The sequence below is a fragment of the Scytonema millei VB511283 genome (assembly GCF_000817735.3).
GTDB lineage: Bacteria > Cyanobacteriota > Cyanobacteriia > Cyanobacteriales > Chroococcidiopsidaceae > Chroococcidiopsis > Chroococcidiopsis millei_B.
In genome coordinates this window covers 175,174-201,522 of the sequence record NZ_JTJC03000001.1, presented here as the reverse complement: position 1 = coordinate 201,522, position 26,349 = coordinate 175,174, and the positions used below count along the sequence as shown (strand labels likewise).

At 45.4% G+C, this 26,349-nt stretch carries 25 protein-coding genes; 7 read left to right on the top strand and 18 right to left on the bottom strand.

Annotation, left to right across the window (positions count from 1 at the left end; translation table 11 throughout):
• Window positions 1–128: 128 nt before the first annotated feature.
• From QH73_RS00840 to QH73_RS00820, 5 genes are all read right to left on the bottom strand, one after another.
• The gene (locus QH73_RS00840; protein WP_039714862.1) at window positions 129–1,403 is read right to left on the bottom strand and encodes a glycosyltransferase; all 1,275 of its coding nucleotides are present in this window, start codon (window positions 1,401–1,403) and stop codon (window positions 129–131) included.
• A 162-nt stretch (window positions 1,404–1,565) separates the two neighbouring features.
• Window positions 1,566–2,798 (bottom strand): glycosyltransferase, encoded by a 1,233-nt coding sequence (locus tag QH73_RS00835; protein ID WP_039714861.1) that lies wholly within the window; start codon window positions 2,796–2,798, stop codon window positions 1,566–1,568.
• 29 nt (window positions 2,799–2,827) lie between these two features.
• Complete coding sequence (locus tag QH73_RS00830) at window positions 2,828–3,631, bottom strand: class I SAM-dependent methyltransferase (protein ID WP_039714860.1); 804 nt, start codon at window positions 3,629–3,631, stop codon at window positions 2,828–2,830.
• Between the two features lie 59 nt (window positions 3,632–3,690).
• The gene (locus QH73_RS00825) at window positions 3,691–4,434 is read right to left on the bottom strand and encodes a class I SAM-dependent methyltransferase (protein WP_052289947.1); all 744 of its coding nucleotides are present in this window, start codon (window positions 4,432–4,434) and stop codon (window positions 3,691–3,693) included.
• A complete protein-coding gene (locus tag QH73_RS00820) occupies window positions 4,431–5,948 on the bottom strand; it encodes a lipopolysaccharide biosynthesis protein (protein WP_039714859.1) in 1,518 nt (505 codons plus the stop codon). The genes QH73_RS00825 and QH73_RS00820 overlap by 4 nt, the downstream gene beginning before the upstream one ends.
• A gap of 511 nt (window positions 5,949–6,459) precedes the next feature.
• On the opposite strand from QH73_RS00820, the gene QH73_RS00815 reads away from it, so the two are divergent.
• Window positions 6,460–6,927 carry a MarR family winged helix-turn-helix transcriptional regulator gene (locus QH73_RS00815; protein WP_039714858.1) on the top strand — a complete coding sequence of 156 codons (468 nt, stop codon included), beginning with the start codon at window positions 6,460–6,462 and terminating at the stop codon, window positions 6,925–6,927.
• Window positions 6,928–7,096: 169 nt separating this feature from the next.
• Window positions 7,097–8,368, top strand: a complete 1,272-nt coding sequence (locus QH73_RS00810; RefSeq protein WP_039714857.1) for an MFS transporter — start codon at window positions 7,097–7,099, stop codon at window positions 8,366–8,368.
• A gap of 42 nt (window positions 8,369–8,410) precedes the next feature.
• Here the strand turns inward: QH73_RS00810 and QH73_RS00805 are convergent, their stop codons facing one another.
• Entirely contained in the window at window positions 8,411–8,791 is a 381-nt protein-coding gene (locus QH73_RS00805; RefSeq protein WP_039714856.1) for a hypothetical protein, read from the bottom strand.
• A 241-nt stretch (window positions 8,792–9,032) separates the two neighbouring features.
• Here QH73_RS00805 and QH73_RS00800 point away from each other — a divergent pair, with 241 nt between their 5' ends.
• Window positions 9,033–9,563: an orange carotenoid protein N-terminal domain-containing protein gene (locus QH73_RS00800; RefSeq protein WP_039714855.1), complete on the top strand. Its 531-nt coding sequence runs from the start codon at window positions 9,033–9,035 to the stop codon at window positions 9,561–9,563.
• Between the two features lie 79 nt (window positions 9,564–9,642).
• Here the strand turns inward: QH73_RS00800 and QH73_RS00795 are convergent, their stop codons facing one another.
• The 6 genes from QH73_RS00795 to QH73_RS00770 form a co-directional block, all read right to left on the bottom strand.
• Window positions 9,643–10,380 carry an ABC transporter ATP-binding protein gene (locus tag QH73_RS00795; protein WP_039714854.1) on the bottom strand — a complete coding sequence of 246 codons (738 nt, stop codon included), beginning with the start codon at window positions 10,378–10,380 and terminating at the stop codon, window positions 9,643–9,645.
• A gap of 100 nt (window positions 10,381–10,480) precedes the next feature.
• Complete coding sequence (locus tag QH73_RS00790) at window positions 10,481–11,686, bottom strand: ABC transporter permease (RefSeq protein WP_039714853.1); 1,206 nt, start codon at window positions 11,684–11,686, stop codon at window positions 10,481–10,483.
• A 132-nt stretch (window positions 11,687–11,818) separates the two neighbouring features.
• The gene (locus tag QH73_RS00785; RefSeq protein WP_039714852.1) at window positions 11,819–13,183 is read right to left on the bottom strand and encodes an efflux RND transporter periplasmic adaptor subunit; all 1,365 of its coding nucleotides are present in this window, start codon (window positions 13,181–13,183) and stop codon (window positions 11,819–11,821) included.
• A 57-nt stretch (window positions 13,184–13,240) separates the two neighbouring features.
• Window positions 13,241–13,396 carry a hypothetical protein gene (locus QH73_RS00780; protein WP_165587594.1) on the bottom strand — a complete coding sequence of 52 codons (156 nt, stop codon included), beginning with the start codon at window positions 13,394–13,396 and terminating at the stop codon, window positions 13,241–13,243.
• Between the two features lie 557 nt (window positions 13,397–13,953).
• A complete protein-coding gene (locus QH73_RS00775; protein WP_039714851.1) occupies window positions 13,954–15,171 on the bottom strand; it encodes an ABC transporter permease in 1,218 nt (405 codons plus the stop codon).
• Between the two features lie 103 nt (window positions 15,172–15,274).
• On the bottom strand, window positions 15,275–16,600 hold the full coding sequence (locus tag QH73_RS00770) for an efflux RND transporter periplasmic adaptor subunit (protein ID WP_039714850.1): 1,326 nt from the start codon (window positions 16,598–16,600) through the stop codon (window positions 15,275–15,277).
• 149 nt (window positions 16,601–16,749) lie between these two features.
• On the opposite strand from QH73_RS00770, the gene QH73_RS00765 reads away from it, so the two are divergent.
• The gene (locus tag QH73_RS00765; protein WP_165587593.1) at window positions 16,750–16,905 is read left to right on the top strand and encodes a hypothetical protein; all 156 of its coding nucleotides are present in this window, start codon (window positions 16,750–16,752) and stop codon (window positions 16,903–16,905) included.
• 172 nt (window positions 16,906–17,077) lie between these two features.
• On the top strand, window positions 17,078–17,974 hold the full coding sequence (locus QH73_RS00760) for a tetratricopeptide repeat protein (RefSeq protein WP_039714849.1): 897 nt from the start codon (window positions 17,078–17,080) through the stop codon (window positions 17,972–17,974).
• A 47-nt stretch (window positions 17,975–18,021) separates the two neighbouring features.
• Here QH73_RS00760 and QH73_RS00755 read toward each other — a convergent pair whose 3' ends face one another.
• The 4 genes from QH73_RS00755 to QH73_RS00740 all read right to left on the bottom strand — a co-directional run bounded on the left by QH73_RS00755 (window position 18,022) and on the right by QH73_RS00740 (window position 22,589).
• Entirely contained in the window at window positions 18,022–18,690 is a 669-nt protein-coding gene (locus QH73_RS00755; RefSeq protein ID WP_039714848.1) for a glycine zipper domain-containing protein, read from the bottom strand.
• Between the two features lie 167 nt (window positions 18,691–18,857).
• Window positions 18,858–19,244 (bottom strand): hypothetical protein, encoded by a 387-nt coding sequence (locus tag QH73_RS00750; RefSeq protein WP_039714847.1) that lies wholly within the window; start codon window positions 19,242–19,244, stop codon window positions 18,858–18,860.
• Window positions 19,241–20,131 carry a TIGR02587 family membrane protein gene (locus tag QH73_RS00745; protein ID WP_039714846.1) on the bottom strand — a complete coding sequence of 297 codons (891 nt, stop codon included), beginning with the start codon at window positions 20,129–20,131 and terminating at the stop codon, window positions 19,241–19,243. The genes QH73_RS00750 and QH73_RS00745 overlap by 4 nt, the downstream gene beginning before the upstream one ends.
• 172 nt (window positions 20,132–20,303) lie before the next feature.
• Window positions 20,304–22,589 (bottom strand): transglycosylase domain-containing protein, encoded by a 2,286-nt coding sequence (locus QH73_RS00740; RefSeq protein ID WP_039714845.1) that lies wholly within the window; start codon window positions 22,587–22,589, stop codon window positions 20,304–20,306.
• A gap of 338 nt (window positions 22,590–22,927) precedes the next feature.
• Between QH73_RS00740 and QH73_RS00735 the strand changes: the two genes are divergently transcribed.
• Window positions 22,928–23,458, top strand: a complete 531-nt coding sequence (locus QH73_RS00735; RefSeq protein ID WP_039714844.1) for a hypothetical protein — start codon at window positions 22,928–22,930, stop codon at window positions 23,456–23,458.
• Between the two features lie 96 nt (window positions 23,459–23,554).
• Here the strand turns inward: QH73_RS00735 and lspA are convergent, their stop codons facing one another.
• Window positions 23,555–24,022: a signal peptidase II gene (gene lspA / locus QH73_RS00730; RefSeq protein WP_039714843.1), complete on the bottom strand. Its 468-nt coding sequence runs from the start codon at window positions 24,020–24,022 to the stop codon at window positions 23,555–23,557.
• Window positions 24,023–24,128: 106 nt separating this feature from the next.
• Entirely contained in the window at window positions 24,129–24,716 is a 588-nt protein-coding gene (locus QH73_RS00725; protein ID WP_039717294.1) for a biotin transporter BioY, read from the bottom strand.
• 413 nt (window positions 24,717–25,129) lie between these two features.
• On the opposite strand from QH73_RS00725, the gene QH73_RS00720 reads away from it, so the two are divergent.
• Complete coding sequence (locus QH73_RS00720; RefSeq protein ID WP_039714842.1) at window positions 25,130–26,212, top strand: PstS family phosphate ABC transporter substrate-binding protein; 1,083 nt, start codon at window positions 25,130–25,132, stop codon at window positions 26,210–26,212.
• Window positions 26,213–26,349 lie beyond the last annotated feature (137 nt).

Below are 26,349 nucleotides of genomic sequence, written 5' to 3'. Positions count from 1 at the left end.
TGTAAGTCGTAAGTCGTAAGTCGTAAGTCGTAAGTCGTAAGTCGTAAGTCGTAAGTCGGAATTTACTAGCCACCAGCCACTAATCACTAGTCACTAGCCACTAGCCACTAGCCACTAGCCACTAGCCACTAGTCACTGCTTTCGGTGACGCGCCAGCTGAGTTTGAGGTTAATCCAGAAGTTCCAGAACGTGACGATCGCGATCGCGAGAAGATTGGCGATTTGATAGTGAACGTGCAAAGTGTTGTACAGGACATTCAACAGCAGGATATTCAACACCAAACCCATCAAGCAGACGATATTAAATTTTAACAACCGCTTGATCCGCTTGCGCCAACCGCGTTGCTGTCGGGACATATCGCTGAACGTCCAAGCATCGTTCCAGAAAAAGTTATTAATAATAGCAGCTTCCGCCGCGATCGCTTTACTGCGCGTCAAACCCCATCCCAAACCACTCGGATCGTGGAGGAGATATAAAACTGCCATATCGACAAATACACCGCTGAAACCCACCGCACCGAAGCGGATAAATCTGCCAATCGGGAAATTAATTTTTTGCCGAATTCTGCCGATCCGTCCTCGCGAAACTCGCAGTCCGACCAAGTGCTTGATATAGTCTACATACTGCTTCCACGTAACTTTGCTTTCGCCTTCGCGCCGTTCTTGGAAAACGTAACCAACTTCGGCAATTTCTTTAATGTCTCCTCGTCCCAAGACTTCAATCAAAATTTTGTAGCCTACAGGACTGAGAGCTGCTCCAGCGATCGCTTGTCGCTGTATCATAAAATAACCGCTCATGGGGTCAGACACGCGCCCCACCACTTGCGGTAAGATGACCAAGCCTAATAGTTGTGCGCCTCTTGACAAAAAGCGACGTACCGCGCTCCAGCTACTCACTCCCCCACCTTCAATGTGACGACTAGCTACAGCTAAATCTGCACCATCGTTCATCGCAGCTAAGAGTTTCAACAAGACTTGTGGTGGATGTTGTAGGTCGCCATCAATTACGCCTAAAATTTCTCCATTGGCTGCTTGCCAACCGCGCACCACGGCTGTAGAAAGTCCCTTTTCTGTAGTTCGTCGCATTACCCGCAATTGGGGGTACTCTACCATTAGACGCTGAGCAATTTCCCAAGTCCGATCCGGGCTATCATCGTCAACGACGATTAATTCATAATCTTCTGGCAAAACTGGATCGAGCAAATTCGTGAGAATGCTGACGATCGCCTGAATGTTTTTTCCTTCGTTATATGTAGGTATTATCAGAGAAAAGCGTACCGAATAGCTTTTTTGTCCTCTATTTGTCTGAAAGTCTCTATCTGAGGTAGCGGCTGGTGCAGTTTCAGGTATGAGTAGAGAGCCTGTAGGAACTGGTAATAGGAAGCTTTGTTGTCCGAGTGCCATAAATTTTTTTTTGTGTATTTTATTACTTTGTTCCGATAAAACCTATACAATCTTTGTCAGCGCCGCCATGCTATTTCTCTGCTTTCTCCTGGGTGAATTATATCTAATCGCGATTCAGAAGTTTTTCTTACTACTCTTGCTGCAAAGCTAAATGTTGTGTCCTCAAGCACCTAATAGTTTTTGATAGATATCGACGAGTTGTCCGTTAAGTCGCTGGATATTGTAGTATTGTTCCACACAGGCTCGACCTGCTACGCCCATTTCTTGCCAAACTTCGGGGTTTTCTAGCAGATAACTCAATTTTTCAGCTAAAGCATCCGCATCTCGTTCTGGTACTAAAAATCCCGATTTGCCATGTTCGACGAGTTCGGGAATGCCGCTATGCATGGTACTCAAAATTGGCATTCCGCAAGCCATTGCTTCCATTAAAGAAACTGGAATACCTTCTCGATCGCCATTTCTACTTGTCACGCTGGGAGCCATATAGATGTGAGCTTGAGACAGAAGTTCGGTAATTTCTTGCTGTTGTTTCCAGCCTAATAGCTTCACTTTATCGGTTACTTTAAGTTCTTGAATTAGCCTTTGTAACTCGTCTTTTGAGCAACCGTCTCCTACTATTTGATATTCGATTTGGGGAAAATCTTTTGCTAGTTTTGCTACAGCACGAATTCCATATTCTACGCCTTTTTTTTCGACCAGACGCGCAATAGTAATTACCCGCACTGCGCGATCGCTATATTGACGCGGTTTAAAGGTAAATTGATCGCAATCAATTCCCATATGGTGAACGACAATTTTCTTTTCGTCGCCACCTAAATCAATCAGTTTTTGCTGCCAAAGCTTGCTAATTGGCATTAATAAATCTGCGGTCGATAGCAAGCGATCGTAAACGCGATCGCCGACTTGCTGAAGATAAATGGTAATATCAAATCCGTGAAATACGGTAATTAATCGACCTTGAATTGCCCCAATTTCTTTTAATACAGATGCTTTCACACCATTCATCCCAAAATGGCAGTGAATGATATCATACGATCTACTGCGTCTTAGCCAAGGAGTTAACTCATAAATCAGCGTGAGTCGGCTGACTTGTTTGACAGATTCAGAATAAAGCAATCGCGCGATCGCATGAGGTGCTTTGGGGAAGTTAGTTGCGATCAAACCCAATCCTTTCAACCATTGTTGCCAGCGATTATCAGGCATTTTAGCAGCATAAAAAGTTCGCGATCGCAAGTCATATTTTTCGACATCTGGATGCACTTTTGAATCTTGCGATCGCGGCTGAACGGCATAAATATCTACCTCATGTCCTAGATCGATTAAACCTGAAATTTGATTCAGGATAAAGGTTTCAGACAAAGCTGGAAATTCCTGCACGACAAAGGCTATTTTCATCTAAAACCAAGTAGAAACAACTCTATTATCTAAAAGCGATCGCCCTTCACTAACTTTTGCACTCGTTGGCGCTTCCACCATCTTGTAGCCCGAACAATTCCAGGTAAATTTGTGAGGGTAACTAAGCCACGATAAGATAAATTTTGCCGCAGAGAACTGAACCCTTTAATTGGTAAATAATCTTGTTGGGCGATCGTGCCAATTTCTGCCGCTTTTCGTTCCACAATCGCGTGGATATAATCGTTTGTGTTCCATACAGAAATTGTACTCCAATAGGTCAGCGTTCCTTCAACTGCTTTTCCTACTTCAACCAAATCTTCGAGCGTGACGACTTCATCCACGACTTGCAAACCTTCGCCCGATGCGTAGAGTGCTGCTTGCTTTCCTGGGCTAGGAATCGTAAACAAAATTTTGCCTTGAGGACTCAGCAAAGCGTTGAATTTACGATGTAAATCTCCCCTTGCTGCTAGAGGGATATGTTCGTAAACATCAGGTAAAACGATCGTATCCCAATTTCCCTCAATTACTTCTGTCACCACGTTAACTTGGCGATATTCAATTCGAGGATGACTAAATAAACTCCGAGCCAAACGAAGATTTTCCGAACTAATATCTACTGCTAAAATCTGAGCTTTTTTGGCGATCCATTTAGCAATAAAATGAGTCCCTTGTCCCGAACCACAACCAATAACTAATATTCTTGCCGTATCGGGATGAATTGCCTTTGTAAAAAACTCTAGCTGGCGATCGATACGTTCGTTACCGTAAACGTAATCTCGAATAAAAGTTGGAGAAAAGTTGTTGTAGAAAGTTTCAACTGGACTAACCACCATAGATTTGAATTTCTCCTTTTTTGCTGAAAATGATACAATAAAATTCTGCGCTAGAAAAGCTACAAGTGGGATAAAACAGTCTCCTGCCCTATCGACTTTTTAGCAAGGATAATATACACTGCTGCATCGTTAGATAACTCATCGGGATGGCGCGATTCCATCCAACCGATCGCCCGTTGAAGCAACCAGATGTAGAATTTGCGCAAACGACCTGGTATTTTCTCTTCCGTAGCATCTTGCCAAAGTTGCAGCCCAGCAGATGCCATCCCAAATACACTTTGCACCGATACGATCTCAAACCCAGCTCGAACGATTTCCCGTTGCAAACCAGCAGCCGTCCAGCGCCAGTAATCGCAAGGATCGGGATGATATCGCCAAATTCCGTGAGTCGAAAGCACCAAAGCGCTACCTGGCTTGAGGACTCGATAAGCTTCCTTCAAATAGACTTGAGGTTGTTCTACATGTTCCAAAACCTGAGAAGAGAGGACGCAATCAATACTTGCATCAGCAATTGGTAGTTGTCCTTGGGGACCAACCGCAATTTCTGCGCGATCGTTACCTGGAAAGTCAGCCCCAATGTAGCGAGCGAATTTTTGTTTAAATAACGATTCATAAGGCTTGTTACCACAACCGTAATCAAGTAACTTTTCTCCTGGGACAAGCAACTCAGATTCAACTAGGTACTGTAACTTTTCCAGCAGCAAATTGAGAATTGCATAGCGGGAGTGAAAGCGGTTGGGACGCACGCGATCGCCCCGTTCTTGGACTTGATAAGTGTATTTAGCAGGTGTCGCTACTTTCATCGTCGTTGTTTAAATTCTTGCAGGAAGGACAGATAAAAAGATTTCTTGCCAAACAAGTAAAACACGATCGCCACGTAAAATCCTGCCATCACTAACGTGCAAGCGATCGCGATTCCCCACACTGGTAAAATCGGATTGAGTACAAATTTAACTCCAATTGTGGCAAGCCCCGCCATAAAAGCAGCAGCAAGCGATTGGGCGATCGCCGAGAATAAATCGCTCGTCTTAATTTCTAAACCGCGAGTTGCATAATACATACAAGGATAAACTTGTAAGAGCATTGCTACGGCATAGCATAAAGCAACTCCCCGCGCTCCATAAGGCAGACCGATAAAGAACGATACCACTGTCAAACTAGAAGCAAATACGCCCCATTTCAACATGCGGTCTGTTTTGCCTGTAGCAATATACAACCATCCAGCCGTATTGCAAAGTGGTTGAAATATGGCGGCGACACCGAGAAACCGAAAGAGAAAACTAGCTTCTCGCCATTGAGAACCGAGAATTAGCGTCACCACTTCTTCAGAGATCGCGATCGACAGGATAACTAAAGGCAACGTGAGAAATGTAACTAGCGAGACTGCTTTGAGGTAGTAGTGGCGAAATTGCTGCGGGTCTGCCTGTAATCGGCTTAAGCTAGGAATCGCAACCGCAGTAATCGGGGCGTTAATTTGTTGCAATGGTAAGAGTAACAAGCCATAAGCTTTGGAGTACAGCCCTAGTTGTCCCGCACCCCAAGACCGACCGATTAAAATGTTATCTAGGTTGCGGGCAAAGTAATTAATTACGTTGAAGCCCGTGAGATGGCTGCCAAAAGTCAATAATTCGCGAATATGAGCGTGTCGTTGTGGCAAACTCGGTCGCCAGCTACACAACAACCACGCACCTCCCATTTGAGCGATCGCGATCGCGATTTGCATGACTACCAATGCCCAATATCCCGCACCATACCAGGCTAAAACTAAAGCGCTGATGACTCCAAAACCCATAGCCACAATATCAATTGCTGCCAAAGCCGTAAATCGCATCTGGCGGTTGAGCAAAGCTTGATGCTGGACTGTTAAGCCTCCAAACAGAAAACCAATTGCTGAAACGACGGTAATTAAGGTTAAACGGGGTTCGTTGTAAAATACGGCGACAACGGGAGCGATCGCGCAAGTTACGAGAGTTAATAACAGGCTAACGGCAATATTTACCCAAAACAGGTTGCTAATCTGGCGGTGGTTAATTTCTGCCTTTTGGATAGTTGCCATCGACAACCCCATATCTTTAAACAAGGCAACAAAACCCGTCACGGCAGTCACCATCCCAACCAAACCGTAATCCTGCGGGGCTAGCAAGCGGGCTAAAATGACTGTAGAACCCATTTGCAAGGTAAACTTACAAGCTTGAGCTACCAGCGTCACTGCTCCGCCGCGTACGGAACGCTTTTTGAGGTCGGCATTGAGATGATCGGTACGAAAGTGTCGGTCGCGATCGCTCTGTTCGGAGCTGGTTTTTAAAGACTCTGGCAAGGCTGCACCTGTATAAGTTAACGGGATCGATCTCGCGATCGTTCAATCTCGATCGTTGAACCAATCACTCTGACTTGTGAGCATCATAATCAAAAGTTTGAATTCGGGCAATTCTACCCTAGAGTTGCCTTTTCAGCAATAACTTCCGGTCGAATAACTGCGATCGCGCTATTTTGATTTTTTCCATCTTGCACGACAATGTGTTTTTTTGCACAAGTAAACTTACACCGAACCCTGAATTCAATCCAAATCCTTCGTACATCTAAAATTATTCCCTGTCAAACCAGCATCACTCGCGATTGTAATTCCGACTAGTAACAAAACTATTTCTGAAGTTATATTTGTGCGAGCAAGAGGCACGATCTACAAATGAATGCAACAATCCATGCTCTGCTATACGAAATTACCCACTTGCTTTGTGGTTACATTTTTAGAGACAGTTATGACAGATTGTCAAACTCGGAAGAATTTAGCTAAAATAGTAATGTTACGTATGCGAAATATCCCCAACATGCCTTCTACTTCTACCGAACAAAAAATTGCCGAGCCATTGCGAGAAATTTTAGCGCCGTATAGCGTTGGCTACCGCATTAAGCTGTTAGGTCAGTTGGGGAGTCGCAGATTTCAAGAACGCCTCGAACCCTTTGGTCTGACACCCTTTCACTGGGTCGTGTTGTGCTGTTTGTGGGAGGAAGATGGCTTAGCCACTTGTAGCATTGGGGAGAAATTGCAGCAGGTAGGAGGGACTTTAACGGGAGTCCTCGATCGCATGGAGGAACGAGGATTGATCCGCAGAGAACGCGACCCTCGCGATCGCCGCATTTGGCGGATCTGGCTGACGGGTGCTGGTCGAGAACTAGAAAATATATTACCCCCAATCGCTTTAGATCTGAGAGAGCAAGCCATGCAAGGCTTTTCTTTGGAAGAACGCCAATTGTTTTCCAGATTAATTGACCAAGCGATCGCCAATCTTTCCTAAAAACTAACAATTCCACTGTTACTCATACACAGCGATCGCCGGACGTAGAGAAATTATTATTGGCAATGGATTCTAAATAATATGTTTCAACAATAGTTCTCTGGATGGTGTTCCGAAGCAACCAAGTATTTATTTAATAAATAAGTGCTTTCCTGAATCTAGCTAAAAAATGAATAGACTTGCAAATATTGCGATCGTACCTGCTTTGAGATCGAGAAACTACCGTCTATTTTTCTTTGGACAAGGGGTTTCATTAATCGGTACGTGGATGACGCAAACGGCAACAATTTGGTTAGTGTACAAACTCACGAATTCAGCACTCATGCTGGGTATTGTGGGATTTTCCAGTCAAATCCCTAGCTTCTTCTTAGCCGTTTGGGGTGGAGTTTTAGTAGACCGATTCAATACACATAAAATTTTAGTTATTGCTCAAATATTAGCTATGATTCAGTCTCTAGCACTAGCAGTGTTAGCGCTATCAGGCACGATTCATATTTGGCATTTTATTATTTTGAGTTTATTTCAAGGTATCATTAATGCTGTAGATGCTCCGGCTAGACAAGCATTTGTGCCTGAAATGGTCGAGAAGAGAGACGATTTAGCTAGTGCGATCGCGTTGAATTCTTCTCTAGTTAATGGCGGACGGTTAGTTGGACCTGCGATCGCGGGAATTTTGATTGCTAGAATTGGCGCTGCTTACTGTTTTTTAATTGACAGTGTCAGCTATATTGCTGTCATTGCGGCTTTAATGGCAATGCGCTTAAAACCAAAGAAAATAGTCGTTACAACCGCCAACCCATTGCAAAGATTGCAAGAAGGATTTGTTTACGCCTACAACTTTTCTCCGATCCGCTCGACCTTGCTATTACTAGCTTTATTTAGTTTAATGGCAATGCCTTATATTACCTTAGTTCCCATATTTGCCACCAAAATTTTAGCTGGAGACGCACGCACTTTAGGCTTATTAATGGCAGCCTCGGGAGTGGGGGCAATTGGGGGAGGAATTTATTTAAGCACGCGCAAAACAGTTGTTGGTTTGGGCAAAGTCATTGCTTTAGCTCCAGCACTTTGCGGCCTGGGAATTATCTTTTTTTCCTTGTCAAGAATGCTGTGGTTATCCACTCTGATGTCTGCGCTAATAGGATTAGGTTCTATTCTGACTATTTCCTCCAGCAACACTGTCATTCAAACTATTGTTGAAGATGATAAACGCGGACGAGTCATGAGTTTATTCACCATGTCCTTTTTAGGAATGGTTCCATTTGGTAACTTATTTGCTGGATTTGCTGCCGATCGCATTGGTGCTACTAATACTTTAATTATTGGTGGAAGTTTTTGTATTATCGGTTCGCTGTTATTTACCAGACAGTTACCTAAACTCAGACAAGCAGCCCGTCCAGTTTTGCAACAAAGAGGTATATTATCCCAGACAAAAACGTAGAGACGCTCGCGGGAACGTCTCTATTTATCTCTCTACTTCAAACTACGAATTCACATCCTTTGCCATATCCATGTAATCAGATGGATTTCCGATTGACTTCGATTCTTGGTTGATTTCCTTTGAAGGAGAATTCACATCCTTTGCCATATCCATGTAGTCAGCTGGATCTCCCGTTGGCTTAGCTACTGTTTGCTGTTCGACTGACTCGGACACTTGGAATTCAGGTTGAGTCACCTTTTCAGCCGCCATCGCACCTTCGCCCTTACGATCGATTTCGCTAACGCTGTATTGCTGGGCAGCGGCATAATCTGCCTCAACATCCACCGTCGGAGCTTTTTCTGCACCAGTAGCTATATTCTCAGCTGCTAGCTGAGCATCTTGTGTAGGAGTTTCGTTAGGATTGGGTTTAATCTCTTCTGGCATGGGTCACTCCTATTAAAATTATTTTAGTCGTGAGGCAATCTTATCAATGCGATCGCCTACTCTCATAACCTCACTAAGATAGATTTTTCTCTCATCCCTTCTCTTTCTACTGTCGTTGCCGTTTCTGCTACTAAAGATATAAGTTCTCACCAGCTAAAACTATCTCTCTCGGAGGGCGAATTGCGTCCCCCAACTCTGATAACCCTAAGCTTGAGAGTTTAAATTAACTGGGATATCAGCAATGACATCAAGCTTCAATCCAGATCGGTCTCAAGCACTTTCTGCCGAGACTCAAAAAGTCGTAAAAGCTTTTGATGCTTTAGACACTGACGCTAAGTTGGCTTGGTTTTATTTGGTTTACAAAAAGATGGGAGATTCAATCACTCCAGCTGCACCAACTGCTGCCGAGCCTGAACTAGCACCAAGACTGCTAGGAGATTACTACGAATTATCGGATGACGAGCAGCTGGCAATTATGCGGCAGATCGTTAACAAAGAAGATACAGAATATTCTCGCGCCTACGGTGCATTGAAAGAAAATAATCAACTGATGGTTTGGTATGCTTGGGCGCAAGCTATGGGTGATACTGTTGTCGGAATGCCTTCAAATTATCAAGCATCTGAGCCAATTAAGAATTTACTTTCCCAAATTGAAGGACTCGATTTTGAAGATCAGATTTCGATCTTCCGCACAATTTCAAGTAATATGGGTTACACCGATATTAAGCCTATAGAAACTCAAGCTCAGACAGGCAAAACTTCTAGTCTTTAATTTGTGCAAGTGCAATCGCAACCCGCTACTGCGGGTTTTTTTCATGCAACAGAGTTCAATAAATTCTCAAAACTTCCTACTAAGAAGCTGCAACTTGACCGATATCATCGGGAGTTAGGTGTGAGTGGATGACTTGACCGTCGCGAAACCAAACAATTCGGTGAGTTTGCTTTGCTACGTCTGGTTCGTGCGTCACCATAATAATTGTGATCCCACTGGCATTGAGTTCGCCAAATATCTGCAAAACTTCTTGGGTGGTACGAGAGTCGAGAGCGCCAGTCGGTTCGTCTGCTAGGAGCAAAACTGGTTGATTCACGATCGCCCTGGCAATTGCTACCCTTTGTTGTTGTCCGCCAGAAAGTTGATTGGGCTTATTGTGCAGGCGATTTTCCAAACCAACGCGCTTGAGTGCGGCTGTAGCGCGATCGCGGCGTTCGGCTGGTTTGATCCCAGCGTAAACCATCGGTAGCATCACATTTTCTAAAGCGCTGAGTTGAGGTAACAGGTGAAACTGTTGGAAGACAAAGCCAATTTTGAGATTGCGAATATGTGCTAAGTCAGCATCATCTAACTGAGCGACATCCAAATTATCTAAATAGTAGTGTCCGCTGGTCGGGCGATCGAGACAGCCAATCATATTCATAGCTGTAGACTTACCAGAACCAGACGCGCCCATAATCGAACAATATTCGCCTTGTTCCACAATTAAATTGACATCGACTAGCGCCCGCACCTCTGTTTCTCCAAAACCATAAATTTTAGAGATATTTTCCAAACGGACGATAACTGGTTTAGTAATAGTTTTTAGATTAGTCATTTATCAGTTATCAGTTATCAGTTATCAGTTATCAGTTGTCAGTCAACCGTCAACCGTCAACCGTCAACTACCAACTACCAACTACCAATTACCACTCATCCTAACTATTTTTCAAAGCGATAATCGGGTCGAGTTGGGAGGCGCGACGGGCGGGAACTACGCCAAATATGAGTCCGACACCACCAGAAATCCCTACCGCTAGAGCGATCGCGGCAATGGGAACGCTGGGTTGGAGTGGGGTTAATACACCAACGATCGCCACACCACTGATACCGATCGCCGTACCGATTAAGCCACCCGATACTGAGAGAATAATTGATTCAACTAAAAATTGTGCCAAAATTGCTTGGGGAGTCGCTCCAATTGCTTTACGCAAGCCGATTTCTGGCGTGCGTTCGGTGACTGACACCAGCATAATATTCATGATGCCTACGCCGCCAACAAACAGCGATACACCCGCGATCGCTCCCAGCATCAGCGATAGTACTCCTGTCACCTGCGAGACTAATTCTTGAAAAGATTTGTTGGCGACGACTACAAAGTCTTTTCTACCGTGCAATCGTGTTAGTAAGTTAGTAATTTGAAAAGCTGCAACTCGCACGTTGTCTTTATCTTTTGCCGCAACTTGAATGTGGCTGATTGGAGTTCCAAACGCCGATCTTCTGCCATCAACTTGAGTTGCCATTGTCGTGATGGGAATGTAGGCAACGTTATCTTCATTTTCTCCGGCAAAAGAACCCTTAGCTGTCATGACTGCAATCACCTGAAAGCTAGTATTCTTAATCTGGATATCTTTGCCAATTGGGTTTTCGCGATCGAAGAGTTTTTCTGCTAATTCTGCACCTAGAACGACCACGGGAGAACTTTGACGCATTAAAGAAGCATCAAAAAACCGACCGCGATCGACAATGAGATTTCTAATCTCCCGCAGTGCTGGTGTTGTCCCTTTGACTTGGGTATAAGTTTGATTGTTGCGGTAAGAAATTAATAAGTTATTTTCAATGACTGGAGCTGCTGACTTAACCGCTGATGCTTGGTTTTTCACGGCTTCCGCATCCGAGAGTACTAGCCCTCGTTGTTCGGAAATAAATCCTTCTGAATCATCGCGACTGGAAAATACCAACAGTCGATTTGGTCCAAAAGAATCGAGTTTATTAAGAGTGTAATTCTGCGCTCCCTGTCCTATGCCTACCATTGCAATTACAGAAGCATTACCGATGACAATTCCTAACATAGTTAAGCTACTCCGCAGCTTATCAGCCGTCAGAGTAGCAACTGCCATTTTGATACATTCAATCGGATTCATGAAGAATTGGTAATTGGTAGTTGGTTGTTAGTTGACGGTTGACAGCTGACAATTATCAGTGACTAGTGGCTAGTGGCTGGTGAAACCAGATTGCTTCCTTGTCCCCCTTGTCCCCCTTGTCTCCCTGCTCCCTCAGCTCTCTTCATCCACGCCAGGAATGGCTTGACCGGGGGGAGGGGTGATGAGGACGCGATCGCCTCGATTCACGCCTTCGAGAACTTGAGCGTGAGTGCTGCTACTCGCACCTAGAGAAACTTCGCGAAATTTGATGTGTCCTTCTCGATCTGGCATAAATACCCCTGTTTGACCGTTTTTCTTGGTGACAACTGCTGTCAGGGGTACGACAACTGCATCTTTAATTTTGTCGCTAAGGAAGGTGAGTTTGATATTCATGCCTGATTTGAGCTGGTTTTGCCCTGTTTGCAGGCTGACTTTAACGCGAAAGGAGGTGACGTTATCTTCCCTGATTGCTCTGGGTGCGATCGTGCGGACGCGACCTTTAAAAGTTTTATTGTAGGCATCGGAACGGATTTCTACTGGCTGATTGGGAGTAATCCGGGCAATGCTGGATTCTGGGATTTTGGCTTCTACTTCTAAACCGCTAGAGAGTTCGGCGATCGATGCGGAAGTAGCGCCATCCGAGGAAGAAGCAGATGTTGTGGGGGTCACGAAGTCGCCTTGTTGAGCGTAGCGGCGCGTGATCGTGCCTGCAAAAGGAGCGCGTACTAAAGTGTTTGATAGTTGAGTTTGGTAGTACTTCAGTTGGGCTTCGGCTTGGGCAACTTCGGCTTCGGCTTGGGTAATTTCTTCGCTGCGATACCCCTTCATTTGCAGTGTCAGCTCGTGTTTGGCTACTGCTAAACTGGCGATCGCCCGGTCGAGGTTTTCCCTGGCTGTACGTTCTTCTGTCAAAGCTTGGTCTAAATCGTCGCGAGAAATTGCTCCTTCTTTCGCTGGTCTGAGTTTGCGCTGGACTCGTTCCCGATGCAGCGTTAACTGCGATTTAGCTTCTCGGACTTGAGCTTCGTTTTCTGCTAATTCAGCTTTAGCCTGCTCGATTTCTTCGGGACGATTGCCAGTCTGCTTTTTTGCTAGTTCTGCCTTAGCTTTTGCCAAACCTGCTTGATATTGCTTGACTTGTGCCTGAAATTCTTCGTTGTCCATCCGGGCGATGAGCGTACCCTTTTTCACCTGGGAGCCTTCATCGACATATAATTCTTCAATTCGCCCTGCATCTTTAGGACTGAGATTAATTTTTCTGACTGCCTGAACTACGCCATTGGCTTTTATTTGGACTTTTAAGTCTTGAGATTCGACCATTACTGTTTGGAGACTGGCAATGTCGATTTCAGGGGTTTGAGTACGGGCGATCGCAAAAGCAACGGCAGCACTGCCCAGCAATCCCACTGTCATGAATCCTGCCAACCACGACTTACGGCGCTTAGCTTTTCCAAATGGCAAGGATACAGCTTTATTTGGCGCTTCAGGGTTCATCATAGATAAATAGTTTATGGTTTATGAATTTAGTTTTTATATTCAGTAAATATTCAGTTTTTATTGTCCGCTTGCAGCACGTAACGGCATGACAAAGTAAAAGGCTCCTGGCAAGCGTGTCAGATTTGCACAATTGGCACGACAACTTTTGCCAAGGGCAGGTACGTACTCCCAAACTTTAGCAGTTGGGCAATCGCAATCATCAGTGACAGACACGCCTCTACCTTACCTCAAGCTTCAAGTTCTATCTACTCCTTGAGGAGAAAGTTCGCTCTGCCAAAACAACGTGTATTTAATACCAAACTGATTCCGATCGCCACGCGATCGCGCCTTTTCACTTGGTGTTATTCGCTATGTTATTCGCTCTCAACAGCCTGTTTCACCTCGCTACAGTCATCTCTACTATTGACTACAGCCATAATTCCAAGAATTTGTCGGAGGCAGCATCAAGCTGTCGTTTATTTTAGAAAATTTTAATAAACGCTCAAATTTTTTATTATTTTTTGCGATCGAGTTTCAACAAAACTACAGCCAACCTCACAATTATTTATATGACCACCCGATTTGAGTCGGGAAATATTCGTTGGGGTTGTCATTGGTCATTGGTAATGCATTTAATGACCGCTCGATCGAGCTGCTGTGTCTTGCCTAATCTAGATCGCTTATCGCACACAAAGGACGAATCTAGCAGAAAAAGTGTTCCCAACAAAAAACTGGTTTCTTAGTCTCCCTCAGCTCCCTCAGCTCCCAATCGCTCCCTCAGCTCTCTTCACTTAGGCGCTTCTCAAAGCAACAATCGGATCGAGTTGGGCAGCACGACGGGCAGGAACGACACCAAAGACAACGCCAATACCGCCGGAGATACTGACAGCCAGAGCAATTGCTACAGGTGAAATACCTGCTTGAAAGGGAGTAAACGTACCAATTAGTAGGATGCCACCTACACCCAAGGCAGTTCCCACGATGCCACCAGCTGCCGACAACATGACGGCTTCAATCAGAAATTGAATCAAAACGTCGTGCTGAGTAGCACCCAAAGCTTTACGCAACCCGATTTCTTGCGTGCGTTCGGTCACGGAAACGAGCATGATATTCATGACACCGATGCCACCCACGAGTAGAGAAATACCTGCGATCGCAGCTAGCATGACCGTTAAAGCACTCGTGACAGTTCCCGCAATTTCTAGTACATCTTTTTGACTTTGAACGCTAAAATCGTCTTCTCTAGTAATTTTGTGCCGCAATCGCAGCAGGTTTTGAATTTGAAATTGAGCTGCTTCTACACTGGCATCGCTTTTAGCTGAAATTGAAATAAAAGTTAGACTCACTCCATAAGGAGAATTTTCGCCGACGATGCGGCTCGCCATAGTGGTAATTGGCAGCAAAGCGCTATCGTCATAATTGGTTCCCAAGACAGAACCCTTCGATTCCATTACACCAATCACTAAAAAGCGTACGTCTTTAATGCGGACGTATTTACCAATTGGATCTTGATTAATAAATAATCGTTTGGCTAAATCCGAACCCAAAGCAACAACTTGATTATTTCGCTTCACATCAAGCTGGGTAAAAAATCGTCCTTTTTCTGGATTGAAGTTACGAACAGCAGTATATTCTGGAGTTGTACCGACAATTGAACTATAGGTATTTTTGTTGCGATACGTGACTAATTCTCTTGACTGAAGCTGAGGCGCGACTTTAGCCACTGTCGGTACTTGAGTAGCGATCGCCTTGGCATCTTCTAAAACCAAAGTTTTTGGTAAATCTACCGTCGTTCTTTGAGCATCCCGATTACCTGGGATCACAAACAAAACATTAGTTCCTAAAGATTCAAATTGTTCGGCAACAAATCTTTGCGCTCCTTGTCCGATCCCCACCATCGCAATCACCGAAGCATTGCCGATGACGATTCCTAACATCGTTAAGGCACTACGCAACTTATTAGATAGCAGCGTTTTCGTTGCCATCTTACCACTTTCTAAAATATCCATTGACAGTTATCAGTTATCAGTTATCAGTTAACAGGGAGCAGGGAGCAGGGAGTAGGAAAGAAAAAAGTTTCTGATTTACGACTTACGAGTTACGAGTTACGACTTACAAATCGCTTTCTTGCTGTGGTTGTTGGTCTTTTGGTAGGTCGAGAAAAACGCGATCGCCTTGTTTTACACCTTGTAAAATTTGCGTTTGGTCTTGAATGCTAGAGCCAATTGTGACCGGACGAAATTCGGGTTTGTTCTTTTCTCCTGGGACTAAAACCCCAGTTTTACCTTGTTGAGTGACGATCGATACTGTGGGTACGACTAAGGCATCGTTGAGATTTTGCCCCAAGAATGTTAAGTCTACATTCATCCCAGATAGTAATTTATCTGTACCAGAATCAAGCGCTACTCGAACTTGAAAAGAAGTGACGTTTTGATCGACAACGGCTTCGGGAGCAACTAAACGGACGTGACCCTTAAAAATGCGATCGGGATAAGAATCAGCCACGATTTCGACTGGCTGTCCCGATTTAATTTGTCCAATATCAACTTCTGGTACTTCTGCCAAAACTTCCAAACCTTTCGCCAGCACGACAATCGAAGTTGAGTTTGCTAGCGATGAATTCGAGCTAGACGTGCCGCTAGATGCAGAGGTTGTTGGGGTCACAAAAGCCCCTTCTGAAGCATTCTTTTGCGTTACCAGACCAGTAAAGGGAGCGCGAATAATTGTATCGTTGAGCTTAACTTGAAGAGCTTGTAACTCACCTTGAGCTGCTTGCACGACTGCTTGGCGTTGGGCGATTTCTTCTGGACGACTACCGCTTTTGAGTAGCGATAGCTGACGTTGTGCTTCCCGTAGATTGGCTTGAGCGCTTTGACTTTCGCTGACATATTGATCTAACTCGTTTTGGGCGATCGCACCTTGTTGCGTTAATCTCCGATAACGCTCTAGTTTTTCCCGTGCGAAGTTTGCCCTAGCTTGGGCTGCATCTACCTGCGCTTGAGCGCGATCGATCTCCTGTATGCGATTTCCCGCACGGGCTTGAGCTAATTCGGCTTGGGCTTGAGCGAGTTTGGCACGTACTTGGATCAGTTGCGCTTGCAAGTCGGCATCATCCATCTTGGCAATAATCTGTCCGGCTTGGACGCGATCGCCCTGTTCTACTAATAAATTCTTTAGCACTCCCGCCACTTTAGGGCTGACGTTGACGCTTTGGATCGGCACGACTTTACCGCTGGCATTAATTCGCAGTGTCAAGTCTTTGGCTTCAACTGGTACGGTTAACTTAGCCAAGTCAATCTTAGGTGTCGATCGATCTACGATGACGTAAGTTGCAGAACCAGCCACTACGACACCAGCAGCCACTAGCCCAACTAACCAACGCGCTGGATGCTTAATTTTACCAATCAGGGGGAGTTCTATAGGCTGGGTAGCGGTCATATTAGGAGCGAGGAATGAGGAGTGAGGGATAAGGGAAGAAGCAAGCAAAATTTATGAGGTGCAAGTCATAAATCATTGATACGCCTGCGCACTTGCCGCACTATCTTGCTGATATTGTTCCCAGTAATAAAGAAGCATCAATAACTAAAATGTTTCGTACACTTATTATCGTAACGACTACTACCGTGTCCTCATCTCTAGCAAAAGGGCGATCGCTCCCCACGGAAATTAGGGTTATCCGCTCTTTTCTAGGAGACAAGGGAGACAAGGGAGCTGAGGGAGGAAGAGAGCTGCTCTTGAGCTGAGGAGGCTGAGGAGATAAAATAACTAACTGGTCAGGAGTCAGGAGTCACTGGTCACTGTCACCCCACACCATAATTTACTAGTCACTAGTCACCAGCCACTCACTACTCACTCGTCCCTAGTATGGTTTAAGCTAGCTGAAGGTTATGTTGCAAGATAATTGAGGCGTGTACTGTGCCAAGTCGTAAATCCTGGCTGTCTTTACTGGTGATTTTGGGTTTAGGGAGTGTAGCTCCCCCTGCACTGGGGCAGGCACTCGTTCCACATACGCTACAACTCGATTCAGCTCAGTTGGAGCGACAGGGATTGAGTTTGGCGCAGGAGGCTGCTCAGTTAGCGCAGTTTCAACAGTTTGAAATGGCTGTACCGAGGGCGCGGCTGGCAACTCAGTTAGCTCCCAAAAACTATATGGCTTGGTTTCTTCTGGGGGGTTTGTACTTACAGACAAACAAATATAACGAGTCGATCGCGGCTCTGAATAAAGCGCAGGCGTTAGCTCCCCAAAACCCTTCCGTGTTGTTTGCAATGGGTTCGGCGCACTTTCAAAAAGGCAATTACAAAGCAGCGATCGATAGTTTGCAAGCTGGTTTGAAACTCAAACCAAACGATAAGGAAGCATTGTTCGATTTGGGAAATTCTTACTACAAAGTCGGGCAATTACCAGATGCGATCGCCCAATATGACAAAGCGATCGCCTTAGATAAAAAGTTTTGGCCCGCGATCAATAATATCGGCTTAATTCAATACGAACAGGGCAACATAGACGAGGCAATGAAGCAATGGCAAGCAGCTTTAGCCGTTGACAAGCAAGCCGCAGAACCCCAACTTGCAATGGCAGTTGCTTTATATAGCCAAGGCGAACAAACAAGAGGTTTACAATTAGGAACAGCAGCCCTCAAAATTGACAGCCGTTATGGTGACTTAGAATTTCTCAAACAAAATTTGTGGGGCGATCGCTTGTTAGCTGACACGAAAAAACTGTTAGCTAATCCTAAAATTCAAGCCACAATTGAGGAACGCCAAGAGCAACAACAACAAGAAACTTCTCCGATTCAGATTTCTCCGCAGTAATTGCTATTGTAGAGACGTTTCGTGAAACGCCTCTACAATTCTTCTCTTTAATAGCGATCGACTGTCAGACTAGAATCCAAAATCAGATCTAAGTCGGTGTCAGGGTTAATGACAACTACATCAGCTTTTTTACGTCCTAGCGCCGCTCCACCCGCAGCACCGACTCCCGTACCAATTAATACCTCTCCGGTAGAAATACGGCGATTGCCTGTCAGTCCACCTAAAGCTGCGCCAGCGGCAGCTCCCACGACTGCACCTTTGAGAATCGATCCCGTACTCACTCCCCTACGCAGCTGAGTAGTTTCAATCACATCAGAGGAAGCATCAATTGATTGCCGTCTGCCATCATCAATAATTAGATTTCTGGCAATAAATTGAGAACCACCATCAGCAGGAACGAGTTCGCCTTCAATCAGGCTACCAGCCGGAATTAACACCGTGCCGTTGCGGTTAGTAATGTTAGCAGCTACCGTAAGAGTTAAGCGCATCCTCTCTTTCGGACTGATAACGATCTTTTCGGCTTCATCATAGCGCACGGGAATTCTTGCCCCAGCCCGAATAGTCGTGCGATCGCTAATTCTGCTACTTCCTGGCGACGATGGGAACACTTGAGCCGTTGCTGGAGCTGTCATTACCATTGGTAGAGTAGCGCTAGTACCAATAGTTAAAGCCATAAGAAAAGCTGTCCCTGTCTGCCAGGGTTTAAAAGTAAGCATATACTTATTCCTCTCCGCTATATATTGCTAAATCTGTTAAATAACAAGACTTACGGAAGAATCATAAGGTTCCAAAGTCAGTTATCAGTTATCAGTTATCAGTTATCAGTTATCAGTTATCAGTTATCAGGGAACGTTACTTACGACTTACGACTTACGACTTATATTCATGGTTTTTCAAATCCTAGTACCCGTGCTTCAATTTGTTCTACGGTTCGAGGATCGGTTTGAAATGTTACCCAGCCTCGACGAGTTGAGTGACGGGGAAGAAAAGCAATTTCAAATTCGGCAGTTTCGGCTTCTTTACCATCATTATTAAGCGTCACTTCGATTTGTACGGTTTCTGCTGTTTCATCACCGCGATTTGTAGCAGTGACGGGAACGATAAAGCGATCGCCTTGCGGTTGAGGTCGATCGAGTTGTAGTTCGATATTTGGTGGAGTTTCACCTAAAGTTGCACCGTCATAAACTATGTAACCCAGCGTAAATAATACGAGAATGAGACTAATAACAAAAACAATCCACTCTAACCAATTTTTTTCTAGTTTTTTCATTGCAACAATAGCCTCCCAGCAGAAGCCCCCAAAGTAGCAGCGACTCCTAAAACAACGGTTTGAGCTAGACAAATGAAGAGAGTCGTATCGTCAAAGCGTCCGAAAAACCAGAGAATAGCCGCAGATCCAACTAACGCGATCGCATAAGTGACTACTGCACCAAAGAAAATATTTTTAATTCCTCTAATTTGGCTAAAACGCTGGGAACCAGTAAAGTCGCTATAAAACAGGATTAGCACGGCAAATAAAATTGAGAGTAAGGCAAGCCCTAACAGTCTCGCTGTTGACGATTCAATTGCAATCACGATAATTTCTTCTGTAGGGGCAAGGTTGGCAGCAAATAAAACTGAGCCACATAAGGCGATCGCCATTTGTCCCCCAAAGTCGCCTTCGTCATCTGCCAAAAAAGGTACGGGACTAGAACTAGGTTGGGAATCTTCTCCCTGCATTCCTGTATCGCCTTCTTGCTTGGCTTCTCCGCCGAGTTGGGCAGTCCCAACAGATACGCCAATAGCAACAGTCATAGCTTCTACAACGATTTTCCCGCCAATCTCTGTCAGATTCATATCGGCATTAATTTGTCCTAACAGCCACAGCATGACGGCAGCAACGACCAATCCTATACCCATTTCCTCCACGGAATCGATTGCGACTTCTAACGCACCAGCAGATCTGCGCAAGCCTGCATAGCGGTTGTATGCCAAGAGCAGCGTAAAAGTAGCCAGCACGTAAATTAACAAGCGTACGGGATGGACGATAAAGCCAGCCCACCAAACTTCCATCGTGTACAGTAGGGGCAAACTAAACAACAGCCCCCCAGTAATACCTCTGAGGTATTCTTGTAGCGACTTAGCAAGCGATCGCTCTAGTTTTAGCCGACGATTCATACTTATCGGGCTAATCAGCCTTTTTTGCGTTCAATAGCACAATTCTCTCAGTTATTTAGCTACTTCATGAGAGCTGAAAGTTAGATTTTTGACCGAGAATTATGTTTGTAGGGGCGCACAGCCGTGCGCCCCTATTCCTATACGCCCCAGATGTACGCCCTCAAGAACGTTATTACCGCACCACTTCCCGCATGTAGTTGCCCCACAAACGCGCCGCTTGTACGCCGTAACCGGACATAGGAGCATTATTATCGTTACCCAACCATACCCCTGTAACGAGTTTTTCTCTGGTAAGAAACCCAATAAACCAAAGGTCAAAGTTCTGATTTCTTGCTGCTAAACCACTCGTACCAGTTTTACCTGCTTCCTCACCCAGTCCGATATTTGCTGCTGTACCAGTACCGCGTTCTACGACTCCGCGTAGCATGGAAGTTACCGTCTGGGCTACGCCTGGGCTGAGTATCCGCCGATTTGTGGTTTGGGTGCGATTGTAAGCGTAAATCTCGCGACAGGTTTTCAAGTCTTGGCGATCGTCGCAGTCGCTACTATCCAGTATTCTCATAATCAGATGGGGACGGTTCCACACGCCATCATTGGCGATCGCCCCATATGCTCCAGTCATTTCGAGTAAACTCGTTTCACTTTGCCCTAAAACTAAGCCTGGGACTGGTTGCAAGGGTGACTGAATTCCCAATCTTTGCGCCATGCGCATGATGCTATCTAGCCCGACATCTTGAGCAACTCGCAAGGCAATCGGGTTTTCCGATAGGGCTAACCCCGTCGCTACATCTAACTCATCGCTGCCGCGAATACAGCCGCGAAATCGCTGTCCTTGCCAAGATACAGGCGCACAAGAATAAGATTTTTCTGGGGAAATTCCTTTTTCGATCGCCGCCGCATAAGTAAATAGTTTAAAAGCCGAACCGGGTTGGCGTTGAGCTTGAGTTACGCGGTTAAATTGGCTGGTTTTGTAATCAGTGCCTCCTACCATTGCCAGTACTGCACCCGTACTAGCATCGAGGGTGACAACTGCCCCTTGGGAATAGCCGATACTGGCTCCAGCTTGCCGTACCGAGTTGCGCAAAGCTTCTTCTGCTTTGGCTTGCATATCTAGATCGAGCTGGGTTTCGACAATGTAATTACCCTCTGCTGCTAACTCTTTACCCAAAATTGCTTGCAGTTCTTGAAAGACAGCGTTGTAAAAGTATGGCGCGATCGTTTTGGCTTGGGCTTCACAGACGCGAGAACTCACTTCAATTTGCGATCGCCGCGCCCGATTTGCTTCTTCTGTCGTCACCATTCCTTGCGCCAACATCCGACTGATAACGCGGTTGCGGTATTCAATTGCTTTTTGATTGCTGCGCACGTCACCACAAAAATTGAATCCGTTGGGAGAGGGTAAAATTCCCACTAAAGTCGCAGCTTCCGAAAGATTGAGTTCCTTGGCTGATTTATCAAAATAGAATCGTGCTGCATCTTCAAAGCCGTATGTATCTGCTCCCAGAAAAACGCGGTTGAGATACATCAGTAGAATAAAATCTTTGCTGTAAAACGTTTCCAACTTCAGCGCTACCACTGCCTCGCGTAACTTTCGTCCTAACGAGTCCTCTGCGCCGACGTAGCTGCGAAATATACTCCGCGCTACCTGTTGAGTGACAGTACTCGCCCCTTGCTCGAATTCTCGACTACCGACATTGACAACCGTAGCGCGTAAAATGCCAATGGGGTCAACGCCAAAATGCCAGTAATAACGGCTATCTTCGGAAGCGATGACGGCTTTGGGCAAATAAGTTGAAAAGTCTTGCAAGTTTTGCAGATCTGTATGTGCTGTACTGCGAGGTTGACGCAGCATTGTTTCTCCATCGCGGGCAAAAACGATCGTTGGACCCCCAGTTGCAGCAGGTAAAGGAGTGACAGAAAACTTCGTCCACTCGTACCCTACAATGAGCGCCAGCAATGCCGTCACGCCACCAATCCCACATGCCACCCATTGCAGCGTGCGGACGTACTGAGGTGGAGGATTATGGAATTTTATCCGCACGGCAGCGGCAAGTTCTGGAGGACCGAGAGTGAAAACGTCACCGTGATGAAGTTCGATCGCGGCAACGCGGCGCTTACCCCAGTAAATGCCATTCGTAGAATTTTCATCCCGCAGGACGAAGGGCGATTGCCTCTTGCTAGTATCTCTAGCTAATGACAGATGAATTTGGCTGACAACAGGGTTGCGCACGACGATATCGCAAGATTTAGCACTGCGTCCGATCGAGTAGCGATCGCCTAGTAGAGGATAGGTCTCTGCTTTGTCTGTCCCCGCATCCTGTATCCACAATTCGGCAACTCTGGCGTTTGGCTTCAGGGCAAGCCCTGGAATCTGCACTTTAGCTTGAAGCGTTTTGACTACCTGAGTTGCCCGACTGAGCAATGTTTGCGGTTTTCGCGGTGGCTGGGGAGGGGTCATGTTTTACAGTCGTTTGTCATTTGTCATTTGTCATTTGTCATTGGCAATAACAAACGACAGCTACGGATTACGATCGCGATCGCTTCTGCTACCATTCTACTTAGCCGATAAAAATTCTCTGACCTTCTACGCAGACTTAACTTTATCGCATTTACAGTGCTTCTCAATATATCTTCTAGATATTAGATAATGGCGTTTGCTTGGCAAACAAGTTTTGATTGAGTCGATTTCCTTTGAAAATTTATTATATATCTTGACTTTTCATAGAGAATATGGTACCATTTAACGAAATTTGTTTTTGACTTAATCAGAAATATTTAATCTGAGGTGTGAGTGGGATGAAGATCAAGTTTTTATCACTATTAGGTGCGGCATTTGCACTAACTCTATCGAGCCACGTCGCATTCGCTCAAGAAGCCGCTAAAGAACCCCCAGAGATTAAGCTTTCGGAAGAAGGGAAGAAAATCCTCTGCGAAAAGTTTCCGTTGAATTCTCGTTGTCCTGGTGGTCAGCCTTTAACTGGTGGTGCGCCTACTGGTACTGAAGCAGCTCCCGATGCTACTACTCCCGAGACCGCGCCAGCTCCCGATGCTACTACTCCCGAGACTGCGCCAGCTCCAGACGCTACTACTCCCGAGACCGCGCCAGCTCCCGATGCTACTACTCCCGAGACTGCGCCAGCCCCCGATGGTACTATGCCCACCACCCCCGAGACTGCGCCAGCTCCTGATGGTACTATTCCCACCACCCCCGAGACTGCGCCAGCTCCTGATGGTACCATGCCTAGCGGCGACCCTGGAACTGCGCCGGCTCCCGATGGATCTATGCCTACCACCCCTGGAACTGAGCCAGCTCCTACAACTCCCTAGTTTGAGTTGGTAAAAGCAGGCATTTGTTAGCAATCTTAATGCTTTGATATTTAGTATGTAGAGACATTACATGTAATGTCTCTACATTTTTTTTGTTTATCGCAATCTCTTAAGAGTAGAGACTCTTGGCAAACTTGCAATTAGGATGCAGACAATGCCCAAATTGATCGACACATCTGCCAGGTTAAAAACAGGAAATCCAATTAACCGAAAATCTAAGAAATCGACCACATAACCCGCAAAAAAGCGATCGATCCCGTTACCTAACGCTCCTCCCAAAATGAAACCATAGCCCCATTGTTCCAAAGGTTTCATGGGCGGACCAAAATAAGCCCATGCAATTAACAGCAAACTCACTATCAGAGATAGCCAGCGCAACCACCCCACTTCGCCAGCAAACAAACTGAAGGCAGCACCAGTGTTGGTCACATAGGTGAAATGAAACACGTTAGACCAAATTGGATAAGTTTCGCCCAAGTCAAAATTTTGCACCACCCAGAATTTAGTTAGCTGGTCTAAGATAAAACTGGCGATCGCTGCCATCCAGAAACGGCGATTTTTCATGATTTAGTCATTGGTAATTGATAAGTGACTAGCGGCTAGAGGTTGGTGGCTAGACTCTTGTTCCAGTCTAGTCACTAGTCACCAGTCACTAGTCACTGACAAATGACTAATAAAACATTATCAGTCTCCAGCCATAAGCAATCACAGCAACAGCACAGACTACGGCTAGTTGTCCTGGGAGAGGATACAAAGAATACTGAAGTATAGGTTGAATTATAGATTGAGCTTGCGTGCTTGCCCAGTGAAAAACTTGGCTGGGCAGCAAATACGCTAAACCGCAGAGGTGAATTATCAACAAACCACCTAGACAACTACCAGCAAGACTCTCTAGTTTCATGTCATCTTGCCGAAACGCCAGTGAGCCACAAACCCAAGCCCCAGGAATAAAACCCAGTATGTATCCAAAATTGAGTTCTCGCCAATAGCCAAAACCGCCACCTTGAGCAAATATTGGCAACCAAACCAAGCCGAGCAACAAATAAGCAATTTGGGATAATGCTGCTGCACTTTTGCCACCCAAACAACCCACGAGTAGCACAGCACCAATTTGACAGGTGACACCTAAAGAGATTGTCTGTATCCCGCGTTCGTGCCAACTTATTGGCGCACTAGTAATGTATGCTTCTACAAAAGTGCCACCAATGGTAAGAAGTAAACCAATCAGAGACCAAAGAAATTGGTTAGGAACAGCCACTAGCGATAAAAGTAAATAATAGAGAGTGAGTTGACGCTTTTGTCTGAATGCAGCGCGATCGCAATTCTTCTGGCGTTGCACTGGCTATATTATCACGTCCATCTAGGCGATCGGGGGAACTCAAAGTTGTATTAAGCTGTCATCTCAATTATCCTTTCCCATCATTGCAGCGCTCCGCAGTTCCAACATGCGATCGATGGTATGATAATGGCGATATTTGATACAAATTTAGAAGTGACAAACTCGGATACAAACCTGGTTTCTCAGCACTAACAAAAGGTGATAATCTACCCAAAGGAATATTTATAGTTACCATTAACCTTCGCTTAACTGGCAGGTATTAGCATATTTACAGTAAAGCTCTATACTCCTCTAGGAGTATCCGTGCAAAGATTCCAGAAATAACAACTAGTATGCTTTCTCGCAATATTCGTGTAGCATCCCTTGCTTCGGCTGTGGTTTTAGTCTTGGGAGTAACTGCTTGTGGCGGTGGCAACCAGACTGCAAGTAACGCACCTGCCTCTCCTCAGGGGGAAGGTGCAAGTCCAGCAGCAAATACGACTACTGGCTCTAATTTATCTGGGACAGTCAAGGTAGACGGCTCCAGTACCGTGTTTCCCATCTCCGAAGCAATGGCGGAGGAATTTCAAAAAGCAAATCCTGGTGTCCAAGTCACGGTAGCTCAGTCTGGTACTGGTGGCGGATTCAAGAAATTCTGCAACAATGAAACAGATATTTCCAATGCTTCCCGTCCGATTAAGGCAGAAGAAGTAGAGCTGTGCAAAAAGGGGAACGTTGAGTATATCGAACTGCCAGTAGCTTACGACGGACTGTCCGTTGTGGTTAATCCGCAAAACAAGTTTGCCCAATGCCTGACAATCGCCGAGCTGAAAAAAATGTGGGAACCAGCAGCTCAAGGTAAAGTCGCAACTTGGAATCAAATTCGCCCTGACTTCCCCAACCAAAAACTAGGACTCTATGGTCCTGGAACTGATTCCGGTACTTACGATTTCTTTACCAACGCTGTTGTGGGCAAAGAAGGTGAGAGTCGAGGAGACTACACTGCATCTGAGGATGACAATACCCTAGTACAAGGTGTGAGTGCCGATCCTGGTGGACTTGGCTTCTTTGGTTATGCTTACTACGAAAACAACAAAGACAAGTTGGCACTAGTGGGTATTGATAATGGCAAAGGTTGCATTCAGCCAAGTGCAGAAACAATCGGTAACGGGACTTATCAGCCGCTATCTCGCCCAGAATTTATTTACGTGAAAAAATCTGCGGCAACCCGTCCAGAAGTCCAAGCATTTGTTAATTTCCACTTCGCACCAGAAAATCAAGAACTCATATCAGAAGTCGGATACGTACCGCTACCAAACGATTTGGTTGGTCAAGTACAAGCACGCTTTAAAGAAGGTAAGGTAGGCTCGGTTTTTGAGGGCAAAGGCTCGCAGACAGGTGTTACCCTTGCAGACCTACTCAAACAAGAGAAATGATAACCGCGATCGCGACTCCTGAATAAGTGAGACAAGGGAGAAGTCAGAAGTCAGAATCGGAAGCTAGAACTAACTGACCTCTTGCCTCTCGCCTTGCTCGCTGACAACTGATAACTGACAACTGATAACTGATAATG

Coding starts and splice junctions, on each gene's coding strand:
- QH73_RS00790 (WP_039714853.1), bottom strand. CDS start 11,686: ATGAATCCGATTGAATGTATCAAAATGGCAGTTGCTACTCTGACGGCT.
- QH73_RS00840 (WP_039714862.1), bottom strand. CDS start 1,403: ATGGCACTCGGACAACAAAGCTTCCTATTACCAGTTCCTACAGGCTCT.
- QH73_RS00800 (WP_039714855.1), top strand. CDS start 9,033: ATGACATCAAGCTTCAATCCAGATCGGTCTCAAGCACTTTCTGCCGAG.
- QH73_RS00740 (WP_039714845.1), bottom strand. CDS start 22,589: ATGACCCCTCCCCAGCCACCGCGAAAACCGCAAACATTGCTCAGTCGG.
- QH73_RS00830 (WP_039714860.1), bottom strand. CDS start 3,631: ATGGTGGTTAGTCCAGTTGAAACTTTCTACAACAACTTTTCTCCAACT.
- QH73_RS00765 (WP_165587593.1), top strand. CDS start 16,750: ATGTTTCGTACACTTATTATCGTAACGACTACTACCGTGTCCTCATCT.
- QH73_RS00745 (WP_039714846.1), bottom strand. CDS start 20,131: ATGAATCGTCGGCTAAAACTAGAGCGATCGCTTGCTAAGTCGCTACAA.
- QH73_RS00810 (WP_039714857.1), top strand. CDS start 7,097: ATGAATAGACTTGCAAATATTGCGATCGTACCTGCTTTGAGATCGAGA.
- QH73_RS00785 (WP_039714852.1), bottom strand. CDS start 13,183: ATGATGAACCCTGAAGCGCCAAATAAAGCTGTATCCTTGCCATTTGGA.
- QH73_RS00750 (WP_039714847.1), bottom strand. CDS start 19,244: ATGAAAAAACTAGAAAAAAATTGGTTAGAGTGGATTGTTTTTGTTATT.
- QH73_RS00835 (WP_039714861.1), bottom strand. CDS start 2,798: ATGAAAATAGCCTTTGTCGTGCAGGAATTTCCAGCTTTGTCTGAAACC.
- QH73_RS00755 (WP_039714848.1), bottom strand. CDS start 18,690: ATGCTTACTTTTAAACCCTGGCAGACAGGGACAGCTTTTCTTATGGCT.
- QH73_RS00720 (WP_039714842.1), top strand. CDS start 25,130: ATGCTTTCTCGCAATATTCGTGTAGCATCCCTTGCTTCGGCTGTGGTT.
- lspA (WP_039714843.1), bottom strand. CDS start 24,022: ATGAAAAATCGCCGTTTCTGGATGGCAGCGATCGCCAGTTTTATCTTA.
- QH73_RS00775 (WP_039714851.1), bottom strand. CDS start 15,171: ATGGATATTTTAGAAAGTGGTAAGATGGCAACGAAAACGCTGCTATCT.
- QH73_RS00805 (WP_039714856.1), bottom strand. CDS start 8,791: ATGCCAGAAGAGATTAAACCCAATCCTAACGAAACTCCTACACAAGAT.
- QH73_RS00795 (WP_039714854.1), bottom strand. CDS start 10,380: ATGACTAATCTAAAAACTATTACTAAACCAGTTATCGTCCGTTTGGAA.
- QH73_RS00735 (WP_039714844.1), top strand. CDS start 22,928: ATGAAGATCAAGTTTTTATCACTATTAGGTGCGGCATTTGCACTAACT.
- QH73_RS00815 (WP_039714858.1), top strand. CDS start 6,460: ATGCCTTCTACTTCTACCGAACAAAAAATTGCCGAGCCATTGCGAGAA.
- QH73_RS00825 (WP_052289947.1), bottom strand. CDS start 4,434: ATGAAAGTAGCGACACCTGCTAAATACACTTATCAAGTCCAAGAACGG.
- QH73_RS00770 (WP_039714850.1), bottom strand. CDS start 16,600: ATGACCGCTACCCAGCCTATAGAACTCCCCCTGATTGGTAAAATTAAG.